Below are 17,254 nucleotides of genomic sequence, written 5' to 3'. Positions count from 1 at the left end.
GGTTATGTCATTGAAATATATGGTGCCGGCTACAAGGTTCGAACTCGTGACCCCCTGATTACAAATCAGGTGCTCTACCAACTGAGCTAAGCCGGCACTCTGTGGCGCCCATTGCCTCAAATGATCCCAAAGGTCCAGCCCTCAGTTGCAGCTATTTCGCAATTTAATGCAGCTGGCGTCCAAAATTGCGGATTTGAAGCGGTTTTGCGCAGCCATGCGGCGGCAAGCAACGCATCTGTTGCATGGTCGGTGTAGCGTTCGAGCGGTGTGTGGGGCAGGGAATCCAACCTACGTAGAGCCTCATCCAGCCCGTTTGCGTCGCGAATCTTGCTGCGGCCTTTGGCGACGCCTGCGGCGCGTGCGGCGATGGTTGTGTATATCTCCACCACCACAGGCCCGCGTTCGGGCAACGGATCAAACGGCCATATGGCGACATGTTCGCGGACATGGTTTAGAAAGCGCATGCCCGCAAAGCTTGCTTTGGCGACTTGTGACGCGCCGATGGCGTCGAAGACGGTCGAGATCTTCCCGCTACTGTGCTTGTTCAACAACTCGCACTGCCGCCAATGTAAGAATGTCGATTTTACGCCATCGGCAGCGCCGAAATAAAAATGGCGGCGATGGTGTTTTTCAAGGAATGAGGCGGCTCCCAAATCGGGATCATCGCAAATGCCGTCAACATAGGCCCAAAAAGGCTTGGCAGTTGTCGGCAATGCATCGCCCGGTAAATAGGCGCCGCGCGCAATCATGGGGGGCGCGAAGCTGAAGTCGAAGCCAATCAGCAAATCATCATCTTGCGCCAGCAACCAATCGGCAACCGCCTGACGCGACCAAATGCCGGAGGGTGCAGGAACAAGGCGCGGGGCTTCATTGCCAGCTTCGCAGACGGCAAGGGCGATGCCGGGATGGCGGCTGCCCTTTGCCCCGGACCAATCGGCGCAGGCAAAACGCGTAAAGGGTCGCATCAGGCGTTTTGGCGGTGGGCGGACATCATGTCGCGTCTGGACCGGTTTTGCGGGCGCGCAGACGATCCCAATATTGCAGCCGTTCTATGATCTTGCGTTCAAAACCACGTTCGACGGGTTGATAGAGCTGCGTTGGCGGAACTTGGTCCGGCCAGTAATTAGCGCCGGAAAATCCGTCCGCGCTGTCATGGTCATACGCATATCCCGCGCCATAGCCGATGTCTTTCATCAGCTTGGTTGGCGCGTTCAATATGTTCGCGGGCGGCATTAACGATCCGGTGTCGCGTGCCAGCTTCCACGCGGATTTCTGCGCTTTATACGCAGCGTTCGATTTTGGCGCGGTCGCAAGGTACAGGCATGCCTGAACAATGGCGACTTCCCCTTCGGGGCTGCCCAGAAATTCATAGGCGTCCTTGGCCGCAAGGCATTGGACGAGCGCTTGCGGGTCGGCGAGGCCGATATCCTCGCTGGCGAAACGGACGAGGCGGCGCAGGACATATAATGGCTCTTCGCCCGCCACCAACATGCGGGCCATCCAATAAAGCGCGGCTTGCGGATCAGAGCCACGCAAGCTTTTGTGCAGCGCGGATATCAGGTTGTAATGCCCTTCGCGGTCCTTGTCATAGACGGGCATCCGCCGCTGCAGCAGCGCGGCCATCGCAGCCGGGTCGAGCGGGTTGTCGATTCTGATGGAAAACAGCGTTTCGGCTTGATTGAGCAGGAACCGACCATCGCCGTCCGCGCTCGATATCAACGCGGATTTGGCATCGGCCGTGACGGGCAGGGGGCGCTCCATGATATCTTCTGCGCGCGCGAGCAATGTTGCCAACGCGGCGTCATCAAGACGGTGGAGCACCATGACCTGCGAACGCGAAAGCAAAGCGGCGTTCAGTTCGAACGACGGATTTTCCGTTGTCGCGCCAACGAGAGTGACCAAGCCGCTTTCAACAAAGGGCAGAAATCCGTCTTGCTGCGCGCGGTTGAAACGGTGAATTTCGTCTACGAACAATAAGGTTTGCTTGCCCGTCCGCGCCATCGTCTCGGCTTCGGCAAACGCCTTTTTGAGGTCCGCAACGCCGGAGAAGACCGCAGAGATCGGCTTGTAATGCATGTTGACGGCATCAGCCAGCAAACGCGCGATGCTTGTCTTTCCGGTGCCCGGCGGGCCCCAGAGGATCATGGACGACAATTTTCCCGCAGCCACCATACGGCCAATTGCACCCTCTGGTCCGGTCAGATGCTCCTGACCAATGACCTCACTCAATTGCGCCGGACGCAGCTTATCCGCCAGCGGCGCTGTTTTCGGCAGCGTCCCTGTTTGTGCGGGTTCGTCGTGAAAAAGGTCGCTCATGCCTATTGGGATCCGGTACCGGGTAGCCTGCCTATCACATGCACCCTGTCAGCGCGCAGCAATATCACGCGCGGCACGTTGACGGATGAGGCGCAGATATGTGTCTGCAACGGTCTGGTTGATCGCATCCCAGCTATAATCATGTGACCTGCGCTCGCCTATATTGCCATGTTCGGCACGCAGGTCCGTATTTACGCAATAGGCCTGCAGTGCGTCAGCAAACTGGTTGATTGCGCCCGGCGTTATAAGGCGTCCCGACACCTTGTCTTCGACCAGGCTTTGGCTGCCGGTTGCTTTTGCGGCGACGACGGGCAGTCCGCAGGCCATTGATTCAAGCGTTACGTTGCCAAATGCTTCCGTGACCGACGGGTTAAAAAACATATCCATGCTCGCCACGGCCCGGCCGAGGTCCGCGCCAACCTGAAAACCTGCAAATTTGGCATCGGGTATCCGCGATTCAAACCATGCACGTGCGGGGCCGTCTCCTATCACCAAAACCTGATGCGGGACGTTACGTCGCTTGAGTTGGTCAATGGTGTCGGAAAAGACATCCAGACCCTTTTCCATAACCAGCCGGCCTAGAAACCCGATGACAGGTGTGTCGTCCGATATGCCAAGTCCGCGCCGCCATTCCATGTCACGGCGGCCGGGATTAAAAATCTCCCTGTCGACACCGCGCGACCAGATGTCGATGTCATAGTTCATTCGCTGTTGGCGCAAGACCTGAGCGAAGCTCTCGGACGGTGCAACCAACGCGTCGCATTTGCGATACAGGCGACGGATCCATGCTTCGACGACCGGCTCGATGAAGGACATGTTGTAATAACGGAAATAGGTTTCGAAACGGGTGTGCACCGAACATAGAACAGGCAGGTTCTGCTTTGTTGCCCATTTGACGGCCTTGCGTGAAACCCGGTCAGGGCTTGCGATGTGGACAATATTTGGATTGAACGCCTCAAGATCACGCCGAACACTTCGCGATAACGACAATGGTATGCGATATTCGGAGCGAAAGGGAATGGCCATTGAAGGCACGGACACCAGATCGCCAGTTGCTTCAAATGCGGGATTTTCCACTGTCGGCGAATAAATACGCACCGACGCGCCTTGGCTTAAAAGATATCCCACCAGCCGGTTGAGCGCCTGATTGGCGCCATCGCGTACATAATTATAATTGCCGCTGAAAAGCGCAATGCGAAGGTCGCTGGTGTGCATTGATGGGCTTTTATCGGTCGTAAAGCAAAATGCCAATGGGAATGCTGTATTTGGTGGGATATGTTGCCGGGATGATTGTAACCCAAGTCGACACCTTGCTGATTGGCGGCCCCAAACCCTTCCGCGCTGACGGCACGATGAGCGCCATGGCCCGCGCGCCTGTGGACCGGCCCGTGATGCTGGGCAAATTGGGATTTGAAGGCGATAAGGTCGCGGACCCGACGGTGCATGGCGGCGTTGATAAAGCGGTGCATTTTTATCCTGCCGAACATTATCCCAAATGGATTGCCCATTTCGCAGCGGAAGGATTTACGAATCCGAAACTCGATTACGCCGGCGCCTTTGGCGAAAATATCAGCGCATCGGGGCTGACCGAGGACAAATTGCGCATCGGTGACAGGCTTCGGATCGGAAAGGCCTTGGTTGAGGTTGCACAGGGGCGTCAGCCATGTTGGAAGCTGGACCATCATTTTGGCGTGCATGGCCTGTCTGGTGTGGTCATTAGCTCAGGCCGCTGCGGCGGCTATTTCCGCGTTATTGAGGAAGGCGAAGTCGCGCCGGGCGACCGCATAGAGCAGGTTGAGCAGGCGGGGCACGACTGGACCGTCGCCCGCACATTCAAACTGCTGATCGGCGGTGGGCATAAGCAAGCCGATGCGCTCGCGCAGTTGCAGGCGCTTTCGCAGCTTGAAACATTGGCCGAATCCTGGCGCACACGCGCCGCGAAACTCGCCGCGCAGCTTTAACGCCGCCTTATTCGTCTATTTCGTCCGTGTCGGGCGATGGCGCGAATAACCGGATGCGCGTGACCCGTTTTTCGTCCGCTTCCAATATTTCGAGTTTCCACCCGCTGGCTTCGTGCGTCAGCATTTGGCCGACATCGGGAACTTGCCCGGCAATAACAAAGGCGAGTCCGCCCAGCGTGTCGACATCTTCTTCAACTTCGGACAATTTAGCGTCAATGGCTTCCGCCAGATCGTCGAGTTCCGCGCGCGCATCAGCTTCCCACATGACGGGGCTTAACTGCGTGAACATCGCTTCGGGTTCTTCGTCATGCTCATCTTCGATTTCACCTACGATTTCTTCAACCAGGTCTTCAATCGTCACCAGGCCTTCGGTGCCGGAATATTCGTCAAGAACGATCGCCAAATGCGTGCGCGTCCGGCGCATTTCGTCGAGCAACGCGAGAACACTCATATTCTGCGGCACAAACCGGGGCTGACGGATAAAGGCTTCCAAGCTTTCTGGGGGCTGCTCGCCCGATGCAAGAACGGCGAACACATCCTTGATATGTATCATGCCGATGATGCTGTCCAAGGTCTCGCGATAGACGGGCAGGCGGCTGTGCCCATGTTCGGCAAAGGCCGCGATGCAATCGGCAAAGCCAGCGCTTTCGTCAATGGCGACAATATCACTGCGCGGCACCATCACATCGTCGACCCGGTGCTCGCTGAAATGCAAAAGGTTGCGCAGCATGGTGCGCTCAACCGCGGTCAGGTCGCCGTCATTGTCCGATTGGTCGTGATCGTCGCTATCTTCTTCATGCTCGGCAATTGCTTCTTCAAGCTGCTCGCGCAAAGTCGGCTCGTGATCGCGGCCAAAAAACATCGTTTTTAGCCGCTGCCATATTCGTCCGTCGTTATCGTCGTCGGTTGCGGTTCTTGCACCGCTAAAACTGTCACCCTCGGGCATAATGGAAGCGTATTGGCCTCTTTTTAATGGAATTAAGTGTCATATGGATTGTGAAGCCCCATGGATGCAAGCGCTTTTACTTCTAACGCCTCCATGGCTTCGGCCTCTTCGTCGTCAACATGGTCATGGCCAAGCAAATGCAACATGCCGTGGATCACCAGATGCGTTGCATGGTCCGCGACGGAAATTTGCTTTTCCTCCGCTTCGGCGGCGCAGGTTTCATAGGCCAAGATGATGTCACCCAGCATGATTTCGGGCGCGTTGTAGGTCCCGTCCAGCAATGCGTCGATTTCATCATCATCGAGCATGGGAAAGGACAACACGTTGGTTGGCTTGTCTTTTTCGCGCCATTCACGGTTGAGTGCATGCACCTCTGCATCGTCGGATAGCTTGACGCTGACGCTCATGGGGACAATGGGGTCCGCCAGTTCAGGGATGGCCGCAAAACGGACAGCCGCATCGACGGCCTTTTCAACTTCACTTTGTCCGAAATTGCAGCTGCCCCATGGCAATCCGATGTCTAATTCGACGTCAATCACGCCCGCCCTCATAGGCATCGACGATCCGTCCGACCAATGGATGGCGGACGACGTCGCTGCTGTTGAAGCGGATGGTTTGAATGCCGTCCACGCCTTCGAGGCGTTGAACCGCGTCATTCAGGCCCGACATCCGTTCGCCACCGGGGATATCAACCTGATGCGGGTCTCCGCAAATGACCATGCGGCTGTTCATACCAAAACGGGTCAGGAACATCTTCATCTGCGCGGCAGTGGTGTTCTGGGCTTCATCGAGAATGATAAAGGCGTCAGCGAGGGTGCGCCCGCGCATGAAGGCGATAGGGGCGATTTCGATTTCGCCCGAAGCGATGCGGCGTTCGACCTGTTCGGCGGGCAAGCAGTCGTAAAGCGCATCGTAAATGGGGCGCAGATAGGGATCGACCTTTTCCTTCATGTCGCCCGGCAAGAAACCAAGCCGCTCACCCGCTTCGACCGCAGGACGCGAGAGGATCAGGCGTTGCACCGCGCCGGTAATCAGCATCGCCACAGCCTGCGCCACCGCCAGATAGGTTTTTCCGGTTCCTGCGGGTCCAAGTGCGAAGATAATCTCGTCACGCGCCAATGCCTCCATATAGGGAATCTGCGTGGCGGAACGCGGCACTAAGGTTTTCTTGCGCGTGCGGATCATGATGCCGGGGGCGGCATTGTCTTCCTTGCGCAATATGCCTTCAAGCGTGGGTTCGGCGGTCATTGCGATAATCGACTGCACGGCTTCGGAATCCATGTCTTGTCCGCGCGAAATGCGCGAATAAATATCGTTGAGAACATCGCGTGTCCGGCCAATGGCGCCTGCTTCACCTTCGATTTGGACGCGATTGCCGCGGGCCGAGATATAAACGCCAAGCCTGTTTTCAATTGTCACCAGGTTGCGATCAAATTCGCCAAACACCGCATTGATAAGATGTGGCTTGTCGAAGCTCATTTCCAGCCGGGACAGGTCACCGGCTTGCGCTTGGGCTTTTTTGGCCATTCAGGCGGCTGCTCTCATCGTTGGTTCACCTTTTAAGCTAAGGGGGCCAGAATCGGTAATCTGAACGCTAACAATATTGCCGATAGAAAGGTCCGGCGCAAGGACATGCACGGATTGCAGCCAAGGCGATTTGCCAATCAATTGGCCATCAAATTTGCCCGGCCGTTCGAGAAGAACATCGCATGTTTTACCAACGGTATTTCGGTTGAATGCGGTTTGGTCCGCAACGATTTGCGCCTGCAACCGCTGGAGCCGTTCGTCCATGATTTCCATGGCGATCTGGTCGGCCATATCGGCGGCGGGCGTGCCGGGACGCGGGCTATATTTGAACGAATAGGCCTGCGCATGGCCGACTTCACGTACCAGACGCATGGTGTCTTCAAAATCTTCTTCGGTCTCGCCGGGAAAACCGACGATGAAATCACCCGAAAACGCGATGTCAGGCCGAACGGTACGTACGCGGTCCAAAATGCGCAGATAGCTGTCGCGGCTGTGGCTGCGGTTCATCGCCTTCAATATGCGGTCCGAACCCGATTGCACGGGTAGGTGCAGGAACGGCATCAGCTTTTCGACATCGCCATGCGCGGCGATCAGCCCCTCGGTCATGTCGTTCGGGTGGCTGGTCATATAGCGGATGCGGCGCAGGCCGGGAATTTTGTCCAGCGCGCGGATGAGGCCATCGAGACCCTGCAACTGACCCTTGTCGTCTTCGCCATCCCAAGCGTTAACGTTTTGCCCCAATAACGTGATTTCTGCGGCACCCGCGTCAACAATGGCCTTTGCCTCGTCAATCAACGCGTTCCAGCCGCGCGAAATCTCCGCGCCGCGGGTGTAGGGCACAACGCAATAGGTGCAGAATTTGTCGCAGCCTTCCTGAACCGTCAAAAACGCAGATGGCGCTTGCTTGCGGCGTGCAGGGAGTTTGCCGAACTTATCGAGGCCGGGCAGGTCAAGGTCGACCACGCGTTCACCGCGTCCGACCGCTGCAACCATTTCAGGCAGATTATGATAGGCTTGCGGGCCGACAACAATGTCGACTTCGGGCGCTCTGCGGCTAATCTCGCCGCCTTCGGCCTGCGCGACGCATCCGGCCACGGCAATGACGGGGCTACTGCCGTCCTTGCGACGCAGACGGCCGATTTCGGAATAGACCTTTTCTGCGGCTTTTTCGCGAATATGACAGGTGTTGAGCACGACAAGATCGGCATTCGCCTTTTCATCAGCGGGCGTCATGCCTTGGCTTTCGAACATTTCAGCCATGCGTTCGCCATCATAGACGTTCATCTGGCAGCCGTAATTTTTGATCGAATAGGTTTTGGGAGAATCCGTGCTCATAGCGCGCGTCTATACATAGCGCTGTGCACCCCCGCCACCCTCCATCGCTGCACCTATGCGCGCACGCACTTCAGCGGAAATCGCCTTGCGGTCTGGGTAATGCAGCGGATCGAACGGCTCCAGAAAATGCAGGGTCGCCGTTATCGGTTTCAGATGGGATAAAAGCCGCCAGAAATTCTCGGTCACTTTTTCATCGCCGACCCACGCCACACGCGGGGTATGGTGCCCGTAGCTTAAAAATACTGGCTGAACGAGCATGCCCGATGGTGGCGGAACGAGTGCGGCAAATAACGATGGTTTGAACGGCAAAAGGCCCGAACCATCATGGGTCGTGCCTTCGGGGAATATCGTAACCGGTTGATCGCCCGTCATGGCCGCGCGCAGATCCTCCACCTGATTCCCGACGCTGGCGCGGCTTTCGCGGTTCACAAAGATGGTGTTGTTGATTTTGCAAAGCCACCCAATCAATGGCCAGCCCTCAATCCCGTCATTGGCGACAAAGGTGCAACCGGTAACGCCCGACATTACCGGGATGTCTATCCAACTATGATGGTTGGCGGCGTAAAACACATTCGCGCGCACCCGCTGCCCAGTCGTGGCGGTTGCAATACCGCTGGTCCAGCTGATCGACAGCAGGAACAGGCGCGGCCACGGCGATGGCCGATTAAGAAGGCGCCATAGATTGTGGAGCAGCAAGCTCGTTACCAAGCTGGCGGCCATCAGCAGCAGCCGGGCGGCAAACAAACATTGGCCAGCTAAAAATGCAGCGGGGTTGCGGCGTTTAATCCTTGCGGTCGATGGCGACGCCATAGAGTTCCATACGATGGTCAACGAGACGGTAGCCAAGGCGCTCTGCAATGATTTTCTGCAGTGCTTCCAGCTCGGGGTCGACGAATTCAACGACTTTGCCGGTTTCGACGTCGATGAGGTGATCGTGATGTGCCTCTGGCGACGCTTCATAGCGTGCGCGCCCGTCACCAAAGTCATGCCGGTCCAATATGCCCGCTTCTTCGAACAAGCGGACAGTCCGATATACGGTGGCGATTGAAATCTTGGGGTCGATGGCGGACGAGCGACGATAGAGCTCTTCTACATCTGGATGGTCAGTCGCATCCGAAATGACGCGCGCTATGACGCGGCGTTGGTCGGTGATACGCAGGCCGCGTTCGTTACACAGCGCTTCAATGTCGATTTTAATGTCCATCGCGATACACATTTAGTGCCGCGTCACGATTCGTCAAAGAAAAAGGCCGGAGAATGCTCCGGCCTTATTTTTCAGTGCCGCGTTGCGCGCTTTACTTGATTTTTTTCTTCCGACCCGACCCCGGTGCACGACCAAGGCCGATTGCCTTTGCGAGTTCGCGACGTTGTTCTGCATAAGCAGGTGCAACCATCGGATAATCGGCCGGCAGACCCCATTTTGCGCGATAGTCATCAGGCGTCATGCCATAATGCGTCATCAGGTGGCGCTTCAGCATTTTCAGCTTCTTACCGTCGTCCAAGCAGACGATATAATCGCGCTTCACCGAATTACGGACTGGAACAGCGGGTTCCAAAACTATTTCGGTCGCAGCAGCCGTTCCGGAAAGACCGGCGAGTGCCGCGTGCACATTTCCAATTAAAGTTGATACGTCCGATACCGCGACACTGTTGTTGCTGACATGGGCGGCGACAATATCAGCGGTCAGAGTAATTAACAATTCTGCGGTATCGTTACTTTCTTGAGACATATTTTGAACTCCTGGACCCATTTTTATAGTTTACGACTTTCCTGATGCATATAGCCTTGAAATGAAGTCGTCAAGAAAAGCCGCTAGATTTGAAATATTAAAGATCAATGAACATTGTAATCGCGTCTGGACTTATTCCTTCAGTGCTTTTGTAATAATTTTTGCGCCGTCCGATGGGTGAAAAGCCAGCTTTTAAGTAGAAAGAAGATGCAGGGTTCCCGTCCCGAACTTCAAGGAATAACTTCTCTCTTCTCGCGGTTTTGCCTCTATTTATCACGGCTCTGAGAAGATTTTGGCCAATCTGTTGGCGCTGGTACTTTCGTGCAACGCCAATCATCAGCAATTCTTCATGTCCAAAAACCCAGCGCGTGATGGCGAATCCGCATAGAATGTCACCATCTTTGGCAAGTAACAGTTGGCAGTCCGGCAGCACTAAAGTGGACAGGCATTGCGCCGCCGTCCATGCTTCGCCAAATCGGGGGTCGAAGGCGTCGGACATAATCGGCATGATGGACGCAATGTCTTTTGCATCGCCTTCGACGACGCGGATCATGCCCCGACTGCAGCCGGTTTTGCGTCTGGTGCCCTTCCATACACAGGAATGGGCGGAAGGGCGTGGTCGTCCGGCAAATGTGCCCATGCGCGCGCGTCGGGGAGGGTGTCGGTCCACAACCGATCTGGGCGTTGCGGGTCAATGTCGCCGGCAACATGCTCAGCGATGGCAACTTTCGCCAATAGCTCAGGCAAAACCGACTGCGCTGGGGCTATCGAATGCCCGGCGTCGTTAAATGCTTCGAAGAAATACTCACCATGGCCGCCTGTCATGATGACGTCGACGGCTGCTTGTGATCCGCTTTGTGCACGCGCCATCGAGGCGACCAAGGAAAGGCAGCCATAGCCGTGCACTGGTATGTGCCACGCCAATCCCAATGCTTTGGCAGCGGCAACGCCCACACGGATACCCGTGAAGCTGCCGGGGCCAACATCCACCATGATCTGGTCGGCTTTGCCATTATCCGGCAGCGCGGCGATGAGGGGAAGCAAACGTTCCGCATGTCCGCGGCCAATCACTTCATGTTGGGCGGCCAGCAATTGCTTGCCATCAAACAACGCAACTGAGCACGCCCGTGTGGCGGTATCGATGACCAATGTGCGCATGATCGCCTGCCGCCGTTTAGGTTAGGCGACCTGATTGAAGCGGACAAATTCGGGTCGCGGGCTGCGTGCAAAAATGCTCGCTGTGTCGCCATAACCAAGTGTACAGATGAAATTCGACTGCAGTTTGGTTCCGGCAAAGAATGCCTTGTCGACAGCGGCATTGTCAAAGCCCGACATTGGACCGGTATCCAGTCCCAATGCACGCGCGGCCAGCATCAGATAGGCGCCTTGCAAGCTGCTGTTCCGAAACGCCGTCTTTTCAATGGCTACGTCATTGCCGGCAAACCAGCTGCGGGCATCCGCATGGGGAAATAATTCGGGAAGCTGTTCGTAAAATTCGAGGTCCATTCCGATAATCGCCGTGACAGGCGCTTGCAGAATTTTGTCACCATTCGACGGCATCGTGCATGCCGCCAGCTTTTGTTTCGCTTCGGTGGATGTGCACCAAATGATGCGCGCTGGAAGGCAGTTCGCGGATGTTGGACCAAATTTCATCAGGTTCCAAATGCTCTCAAGCTGCGCCTGCGACACTGGCTTATCCAAATAGCCATTGTAGCTGCGGGCTTCGCGGAACAGCTGATCAAGCGCGGCGTCGTTTAATGCTTCGGACATAAGATTTCTTTCAGGTGGAGAGATTAGGCAGCACGCACTTCGATGACTTCGGGCACATAATGCTTCAGCAATTGTTCAATGCCATTTTTCAGCGTTGCCGAAGACGACGGGCAACCTGCGCATGCGCCTTGCATCTGCAAAAAGACGATGCCCTTTTGAAAGCCGCGATAGACTATGTCGCCGCCGTCGTTTGCGACCGCAGGGCGGATTCGCGTTTCAATCAATTCCTTGATCTGGATAACGATGTCGGCATCTTGTGGATCATCGAGCGGGTAATCTGCATCTGCCGATGGAACAGAAAACCCAGCTGCGGCTGGTTTGAACAACGGCATGTTCGCGCTGAAATGGTCGAGCAATATCGCAAGTATGTCGGGTTTCAGGCTGGACCAATCTGAACCGGGGGCAGCCGTGACCGAAATAAATTCGCGTCCAAAAAATACCCCGGTGACATCACCAAGTCCGAAAAGTGCCTCCGCCAATGGGGAGGCTTCAGCCTCTTCAGGGGCGGCAAAATCGCGCGTTCCATTTTCCATGACGGCGCGGCCGGGCAGAAATTTGATCGTGGCGGGGTTAGGTGTGAGTTCAGTTTCTATCAGCATTTCACGCATGTGGTGCGGTGGCGGTAAAAGTGCAAGCCAGAATGTCTTGACAGGGGTGAAGTCACGGTTGACCAAGCGCGTCAAAGGGAGAGTAAAATGGTCGATCAGTCGCATAAAACAGCCTGGATAACGGGCGCATCGTCGGGGATAGGTGAGGCACTGGCCAAAGCATTTGTCGGAAGCGGCGGCCACGCCGTGTTGTCAGGCCGAAATGTCGCTGAACTGGAACGCGTCGCGCATGCTACCGGCGCGCCTGAACGCTGCTTTATTCTGCCATTCGACACCGTCGACTATGCGGCCTTGCCGTCAAAGGTCGCTGAAGCGATTGCCTATCAGGGCAAGATCGATGTGCTGGTCAATAATGCGGGCATTTCGCAGCGTTCACCCGCCATCGACACGGATTTTTGCGTTTACCAACGGATTGTTGATGTCGATTTGCTTGCGCCGATTGCGCTGACGCAAGCGCTTTTGGGACATATGGTTTCAAATGGACATGGCCAGATTGTCATGATTTCCAGTGTTGCCGGCAAAGCTGGCGTTCCCATGCGGACGGCCTATTGCGCGGCCAAGCACGGGTTGATTGGCTATGCCGATGCGTTGCGCAGCGAAGTTGCCGGGCAGGGCGTCAAAGTGCTCGTCGTCGCGCCGGGTTCTGTGCGGACCAACGTATCGCGCAATGCATTGAATGCCGACGGAACGGTGCGTGGCACGAGCGATGCTGCCATCGATAACGGCATCGATCCAGACGTCGTCGCAACCACGATTTGGGATGCGGTTGAGGCCGGAAAGCGCGAGATTGTTATCGCCGAAGGGATGGAGGCAGGCATTCCCGTTCTGCGCGCGCAGGATCCCGAAAAGCTGTTCGACATGGTCGAAGCTATGGTCGCCGACGGCTATGCGCAGAAAATCGCGGCGCGGTAAGCTGCGCGGCGACGGGGCAATCCATCAATCCGACGGCAGATATGGCTTTGGTACTTAAGTCCGGCCTGCGCGTAGCGCCGCACCGGCGGCAAAGGGCGACAAAGCGGTAATTGCGAGCGCAGTCGCGGCAAGCAGCTGCATTGCGTTGCCGGGATTTTCGGACAATGTGCCTGCGCCAAAGATCAGCAATGGTATCGTGATGGGCACGAGCAGCAGCCCGCCCAGCGCGCTCGCCCCGCTAAGGCCTGCCGTCAGCGCTGCGATGGTGACCGACAGCCCCGAAAGCGCGGGCAGTGCCAAGGCAAGGCCAAGCAACAATGTACCCAATTGTGCCTCAGGCAATCCGATCAGTGCGGATCCCACAACCGTCGCGAGAAGAAGCGGAAGGGCAAAGGCAAAAATCTGGCCCATGATTTTGGCGGTGGCGACCAATTCGTCCGACCAGCCACGCATCGCCAGCTGATCCAATATGCCGGCTTGCCGGTCGGGGAGTATAAGCCGCTCAATTGGCAACAGCGTCGCCAGCAGCGCAGCAATCCACAATATGCCGCCGCCTGTGCGCGCAAGGAGCGCTTTGTCTGGCCCGGTCACAAACGGAAACAGCGTCGCAACCGCAAGATAAAATATCACCGGCAGCCATAGCCCGCCGCCCGTCCATGCCACACGCACTTCGCGCGCAACCAAGGCTGCAAATGCCTTCATGCGTCTGCCTCCGGCCTGTCGAGGATGAGGCTATGCGCCACGTTAATCGATGGCGGCTGGTGGGCCGCGACGAGCACTATGCCACCGGTTGCGGCGTGCGCCGTGATGGCTTGGTCAAGCCGGGCGCAGCTTGCGCTGTCCAAGCCATTATAGGGTTCATCGAGCAACCAGATATCCGCCTTTGACGTGAGAACGCGTGCGATACTGGCGCGTTTGCGCTGGCCGGTCGACAGGAAGCGCACGGGAACCTGCGCCAGAGCTTGCAAATCCATGTCCGCCAGTGCCGCGCTTTGCGCGTCGGCACACGCGCCGTCCATATCCGCCCAGAACATGAGGGCTTTTGCGACCGTCAAATTTGCATCAAGCGCGAGATTTTCATCGGCAAGGGCAATCCGGCCTGCCGTCTGTATCGAACCGGCGGTGGCATGCAAAAGACCGGCGATGAGCCGGAGGAGCGTCGATTTGCCGCAACCATTTGCGCCACGGACCCAAATAATATCACCACTGCGCGCAGTGACCGTCAGCCCGCGCAGCACGAGCCTGTTGCCACGGATAACCGCGACATTGTCAACGCTGATGGACGGCAAGGGTGCTTGACGTGACGACATTTGGCGACTTAGGCATGAATTCCACCAATTGCAAAATCAGGATGACATCATGCAGGTTTCAAAACTCGACGAAGCGGATCGCGCGGCGGTTTTGGAACAGCTGCCTTTGTGGTCATATGACGCCGATGCACAAGGGATAAGGCGCACTTTGCGCTTTGCCGATTTTGCCGAAGCCTTTGGGTTCATGGCGCGCGTTGCGATCCTTGCTGAAAAAGCAGACCATCACCCCGAATGGTTCAACGTTTACAACCGCGTTGAGATATTGCTGACAACGCATGATGCCGGCGGCTTATCGCGGCGCGACGTGGAACTGGCCTCGGCCATCGACGCTATTGCGCCGACGGCTTAACCACATCGCCTAAACCGCCCAGCAAGCCCAATTGCTTGCGGAGCCGGCCCGGGAACCAACGGGCAGAAAACGCAAGCTGCTTCGCCATTTTGTTCACAGTTGTGTGTACCTTGTCACCATGAATGGCTTCCCATGCGGCGGGGCCGATGATCGAAACCGGGCTCACTTCGACGCCAGCCGATTGCAGCTTTTCTTTACCCGTCATGTTGCTGTTGGCATCAACCGCGCCAATGATGTTGGTGTCGATAAAGCCGGGCATGAGGCTGCGGGACTTAATCCCGTACGGGCGCCACTCAATATCATGCGCTTCGGCAAGACCGCGCACCGCGAATTTGGTTGCGCTGTACACGCTAAGCCCAGCCGATCCGTAAATGCCAGCGGCCGAGCTGGTGTAGAGGACGCAGGCATCCGGCGTGTTTTTCAACAGGTCGAAACAGGCGCGGGTACCGCTGATAACGCCAGTCAGGTTGATCGCGATCATCTTGTCGATGTCCTCGTCGGTCATGTCCTGAATAGGGCCGCCCGATCCAATGCCTGCATTGTTGAACAAGACCGTCATATGGCCATTTGTGTGCTTGGCAAAGTCGGCGACGGCGGCTTTCCACTGTGCACGATCCGTCACATCAAGGCGGTGGCGCGACCATTGACCCGCTGGCAATAAAGCCGCGGTTTCGTCCAAACCCTTTTCATTGACGTCGGCAAGGCCCACGAACCAGCCTACATTGGCAAAATAACGCGCAACTTCGCGTCCTAAACCAGACGCGGCGCCAGTGATGAAAATGCTTTTTTGCGTTTCGGACATAATTTCGGCTCTCCCTTATTCACATGTCTGTCAGCCACATTAATTTACCCAAAAGGTCAACTGAATATTGCGGCAGCGGCTTTGCCGGGACTGAAGAACGGACTTAAGCTTTCGTCCGTTCTCAAATCGCCTGAAATCCCTTGGCGTAAATGTACCAAGTGAAAATGGCGGCCGCGCCGCGATGGGGACGCCACCGTTCGGCGATGACGCGTATGTCTTTTTCCGATGGCCGTGCATCCAGCTTCAGCAAGCGGCCCACGCCTTCTTGCACAGCAAGATCGCCCGCGGGCCAAATGTCGGTCCGGCCCTCTGCAAACAGCAAATATATTTCGGCTGACCAGCGGCCAATGCCCTTCACACGGGTGAGGTAGGCAATCGCCTCCTCATCATCGGCGGGCAGGGCATCGAGCGGCAATTCGCCCAACAGCACGAGCTCCGCAAGCGAACGCGCATAGCCTTGCTTCTGGCGGCTCAACCCACATGCTCTCAAGGCGTCGAAATCTTGCGCTAACAACTTGTCCGGTGGGCATTCTGGGCCAATGAGCGCCTCAAGCTTGTTCCACACCGATGCGGCGGCCGCGACGCTGACCTGTTGCCCGACAATCGTGCGCAGCAATGTCGCATAGCCCGGTTCCCGGATGCGCTCGTCAGGATAACCCGTCACCGCAAGCGCCTGCGCTATGCCCGGTTCAAGCGCCGCCAGTGCATCAAGGGCGGCATGCAATTGTGCAGCTGGAATACCCATCAGCGTGCGACGCCTAGCAAGGCCATGGGCGTAGCAGCGACCTTCATACCTAAATTCACCCGATCCTGCCGCATGTTTGCTGTCCTTGTTTAGCCCCGCCGAACGGTTGCCGCATATAATGCGATCGCCGCAGCGTTCGATACGTTCAGCGACTCCATGTGTTCGCTGATTGGCAGCTTCGCCAGCTGGTCACAATGCTCTTCAATGTTGCGACGCATGCCATCACCCTCAGCGCCCAGAACAAGCGCGTTGCGGCCCGGTGTCAGCGCCTCGTCCAACGTCACGCTGGCATGGCCCGACAGACCGATTCGCCAATATCCAGCCTCAGCAATTTCTTCCAACGCCCGCGCCAGATTAACAACCCGGACCCATGGGGTGATTTCAAGCCCACCCGAAGCTGCCTTGGCCAATGCCCCGGATTCTGGCGGCGCATGCCGGTCCTGCGTCACAACAGCGACGGCATTGAACGCGGCGGCGGTGCGGAAGATTGCACCGACATTATGGGGATCCGTGACTTGGTCGAGGATCAGCAACGGGCGATTGTCATCATCGGCGACCGCAAGTGCATCGGTCAGCCAGACGTCTTCCAATGGCGCAACTTCAAGCACGAGGCCCTGATGCGGTGCATCTTTCGGTACAAAGCGCGCCAAATCATTCACCTCGGCATATTGAACCGTCAGCCCGTCGGGAATGACGATTTTGCCGATTTCTTCGCGGGTACCCCACAGGTTGATGAGTCGCCGATCGGGATTATCAAGCGCGGCATATACGGCGTGACGGCCGTAAAATTTGGGATTGCCGCTGGAAACGGCAGCGCCGCGGCGGCGCTGGCTCTTATGGGAAGACATTTGAAACACCTGTTGATGAAAAAGAAGACGATATAGGCCCCTTTCCCACTTGAGGCATTGACAGGCAAGGGCCGTTTCGCCATTGGGCTGCTTCT

The 17,254-nt window shown here is 56.7% G+C and carries 22 protein-coding genes and 1 tRNA gene; 3 read left to right on the top strand and 20 right to left on the bottom strand.

The features are described from left to right. Window positions 1-20: 20 nt before the first annotated feature. The 4 genes from ACIQ5B_RS05755 to ACIQ5B_RS05740 all read right to left on the bottom strand — a co-directional run bounded on the left by ACIQ5B_RS05755 (window position 21) and on the right by ACIQ5B_RS05740 (window position 3,531). Window positions 21-96, bottom strand: a tRNA-Thr gene (locus ACIQ5B_RS05755). Window positions 97-116: 20 nt separating this feature from the next. Next, a complete protein-coding gene (locus tag ACIQ5B_RS05750; protein ID WP_397598190.1) occupies window positions 117-965 on the bottom strand; it encodes a hypothetical protein in 849 nt (282 codons plus the stop codon). A gap of 25 nt (window positions 966-990) precedes the next feature. Next, window positions 991-2,316, bottom strand: a complete 1,326-nt coding sequence (locus ACIQ5B_RS05745; RefSeq protein ID WP_397598189.1) for a replication-associated recombination protein A — start codon at window positions 2,314-2,316, stop codon at window positions 991-993. A gap of 48 nt (window positions 2,317-2,364) precedes the next feature. Beyond that, window positions 2,365-3,531, bottom strand: coding sequence for a glycosyltransferase family 4 protein (locus ACIQ5B_RS05740; RefSeq protein WP_397598188.1), 1,167 nt, complete (start codon window positions 3,529-3,531; stop codon window positions 2,365-2,367). 35 nt (window positions 3,532-3,566) lie between these two features. Between ACIQ5B_RS05740 and ACIQ5B_RS05735 the strand changes: the two genes are divergently transcribed. Further along, window positions 3,567-4,277, top strand: a complete 711-nt coding sequence (locus ACIQ5B_RS05735) for an MOSC domain-containing protein (protein WP_397598187.1) — start codon at window positions 3,567-3,569, stop codon at window positions 4,275-4,277. A gap of 7 nt (window positions 4,278-4,284) precedes the next feature. Here the strand turns inward: ACIQ5B_RS05735 and ACIQ5B_RS05730 are convergent, their stop codons facing one another. From ACIQ5B_RS05730 to ACIQ5B_RS05680, 11 genes are all read right to left on the bottom strand, one after another. Continuing rightward, on the bottom strand, window positions 4,285-5,223 hold the full coding sequence (locus tag ACIQ5B_RS05730; protein ID WP_397598186.1) for a hemolysin family protein: 939 nt from the start codon (window positions 5,221-5,223) through the stop codon (window positions 4,285-4,287). Between the two features lie 32 nt (window positions 5,224-5,255). Further along, window positions 5,256-5,762, bottom strand: a complete 507-nt coding sequence (ybeY, locus tag ACIQ5B_RS05725) for an rRNA maturation RNase YbeY (RefSeq protein ID WP_397598185.1) — start codon at window positions 5,760-5,762, stop codon at window positions 5,256-5,258. Next, window positions 5,755-6,750, bottom strand: coding sequence for a PhoH family protein (locus ACIQ5B_RS05720; protein WP_397577771.1), 996 nt, complete (start codon window positions 6,748-6,750; stop codon window positions 5,755-5,757). Before ACIQ5B_RS05720 ends, ybeY begins: the two co-directional genes overlap by 8 nt. Continuing rightward, the gene (gene miaB / locus ACIQ5B_RS05715) at window positions 6,751-8,085 is read right to left on the bottom strand and encodes a tRNA (N6-isopentenyl adenosine(37)-C2)-methylthiotransferase MiaB (RefSeq protein ID WP_397598184.1); all 1,335 of its coding nucleotides are present in this window, start codon (window positions 8,083-8,085) and stop codon (window positions 6,751-6,753) included. Window positions 8,086-8,094: 9 nt separating this feature from the next. Next, window positions 8,095-8,895 (bottom strand): lysophospholipid acyltransferase family protein, encoded by an 801-nt coding sequence (locus ACIQ5B_RS05710; RefSeq protein ID WP_397598183.1) that lies wholly within the window; start codon window positions 8,893-8,895, stop codon window positions 8,095-8,097. Further along, a complete protein-coding gene (locus ACIQ5B_RS05705; RefSeq protein ID WP_295492172.1) occupies window positions 8,867-9,289 on the bottom strand; it encodes a Fur family transcriptional regulator in 423 nt (140 codons plus the stop codon). Before ACIQ5B_RS05705 ends, ACIQ5B_RS05710 begins: the two co-directional genes overlap by 29 nt. A gap of 91 nt (window positions 9,290-9,380) precedes the next feature. Beyond that, a complete protein-coding gene (locus ACIQ5B_RS05700; protein WP_397598182.1) occupies window positions 9,381-9,815 on the bottom strand; it encodes a MucR family transcriptional regulator in 435 nt (144 codons plus the stop codon). A gap of 97 nt (window positions 9,816-9,912) precedes the next feature. Further along, on the bottom strand, window positions 9,913-10,368 hold the full coding sequence (locus ACIQ5B_RS05695; RefSeq protein ID WP_397598181.1) for a GNAT family N-acetyltransferase: 456 nt from the start codon (window positions 10,366-10,368) through the stop codon (window positions 9,913-9,915). Next, on the bottom strand, window positions 10,365-10,973 hold the full coding sequence (gene tsaB, locus ACIQ5B_RS05690) for a tRNA (adenosine(37)-N6)-threonylcarbamoyltransferase complex dimerization subunit type 1 TsaB (RefSeq protein ID WP_397598180.1): 609 nt from the start codon (window positions 10,971-10,973) through the stop codon (window positions 10,365-10,367). Before tsaB ends, ACIQ5B_RS05695 begins: the two co-directional genes overlap by 4 nt. A gap of 21 nt (window positions 10,974-10,994) precedes the next feature. Next, window positions 10,995-11,585: a malonic semialdehyde reductase gene (locus ACIQ5B_RS05685; RefSeq protein WP_397598179.1), complete on the bottom strand. Its 591-nt coding sequence runs from the start codon at window positions 11,583-11,585 to the stop codon at window positions 10,995-10,997. Between the two features lie 23 nt (window positions 11,586-11,608). Then, complete coding sequence (locus ACIQ5B_RS05680) at window positions 11,609-12,184, bottom strand: NifU family protein (protein WP_397598178.1); 576 nt, start codon at window positions 12,182-12,184, stop codon at window positions 11,609-11,611. Between the two features lie 96 nt (window positions 12,185-12,280). Between ACIQ5B_RS05680 and ACIQ5B_RS05675 the strand changes: the two genes are divergently transcribed. After that, window positions 12,281-13,105: an SDR family NAD(P)-dependent oxidoreductase gene (locus ACIQ5B_RS05675; protein WP_397598177.1), complete on the top strand. Its 825-nt coding sequence runs from the start codon at window positions 12,281-12,283 to the stop codon at window positions 13,103-13,105. Window positions 13,106-13,159: 54 nt separating this feature from the next. On the opposite strand, the gene ACIQ5B_RS05670 is transcribed toward ACIQ5B_RS05675, so the two are convergent. Further along, a complete protein-coding gene (locus tag ACIQ5B_RS05670) occupies window positions 13,160-13,807 on the bottom strand; it encodes a heme exporter protein CcmB (protein WP_395628930.1) in 648 nt (215 codons plus the stop codon). Next, window positions 13,804-14,415, bottom strand: a complete 612-nt coding sequence (gene ccmA / locus ACIQ5B_RS05665; RefSeq protein WP_395628931.1) for a heme ABC exporter ATP-binding protein CcmA — start codon at window positions 14,413-14,415, stop codon at window positions 13,804-13,806. The genes ACIQ5B_RS05670 and ccmA overlap by 4 nt, the downstream gene beginning before the upstream one ends. A 49-nt stretch (window positions 14,416-14,464) precedes the next feature. Between ccmA and ACIQ5B_RS05660 the strand changes: the two genes are divergently transcribed. Continuing rightward, complete coding sequence (locus tag ACIQ5B_RS05660) at window positions 14,465-14,764, top strand: 4a-hydroxytetrahydrobiopterin dehydratase (protein ID WP_395628932.1); 300 nt, start codon at window positions 14,465-14,467, stop codon at window positions 14,762-14,764. On the opposite strand, the gene ACIQ5B_RS05655 is transcribed toward ACIQ5B_RS05660, so the two are convergent. The 3 genes from ACIQ5B_RS05655 to rlmB form a co-directional block, all read right to left on the bottom strand. Continuing rightward, window positions 14,745-15,566 (bottom strand): SDR family oxidoreductase, encoded by an 822-nt coding sequence (locus tag ACIQ5B_RS05655; RefSeq protein WP_397598176.1) that lies wholly within the window; start codon window positions 15,564-15,566, stop codon window positions 14,745-14,747. The two genes, ACIQ5B_RS05660 and ACIQ5B_RS05655, sit on opposite strands and share 20 nt — an antisense overlap. A 121-nt stretch (window positions 15,567-15,687) precedes the next feature. Further along, a complete protein-coding gene (locus ACIQ5B_RS05650; RefSeq protein ID WP_397598175.1) occupies window positions 15,688-16,311 on the bottom strand; it encodes a DNA-3-methyladenine glycosylase family protein in 624 nt (207 codons plus the stop codon). Between the two features lie 89 nt (window positions 16,312-16,400). Continuing rightward, on the bottom strand, window positions 16,401-17,159 hold the full coding sequence (gene rlmB, locus ACIQ5B_RS05645; protein ID WP_397598174.1) for a 23S rRNA (guanosine(2251)-2'-O)-methyltransferase RlmB: 759 nt from the start codon (window positions 17,157-17,159) through the stop codon (window positions 16,401-16,403). Window positions 17,160-17,254: the final 95 nt, after the last annotated feature.

Source organism: Sphingorhabdus sp., assembly GCF_044374345.1.
Lineage (GTDB): Bacteria > Pseudomonadota > Alphaproteobacteria > Sphingomonadales > Sphingomonadaceae > Sphingorhabdus_B.
This window is presented reverse-complemented; position numbering and strand designations above follow the sequence as displayed.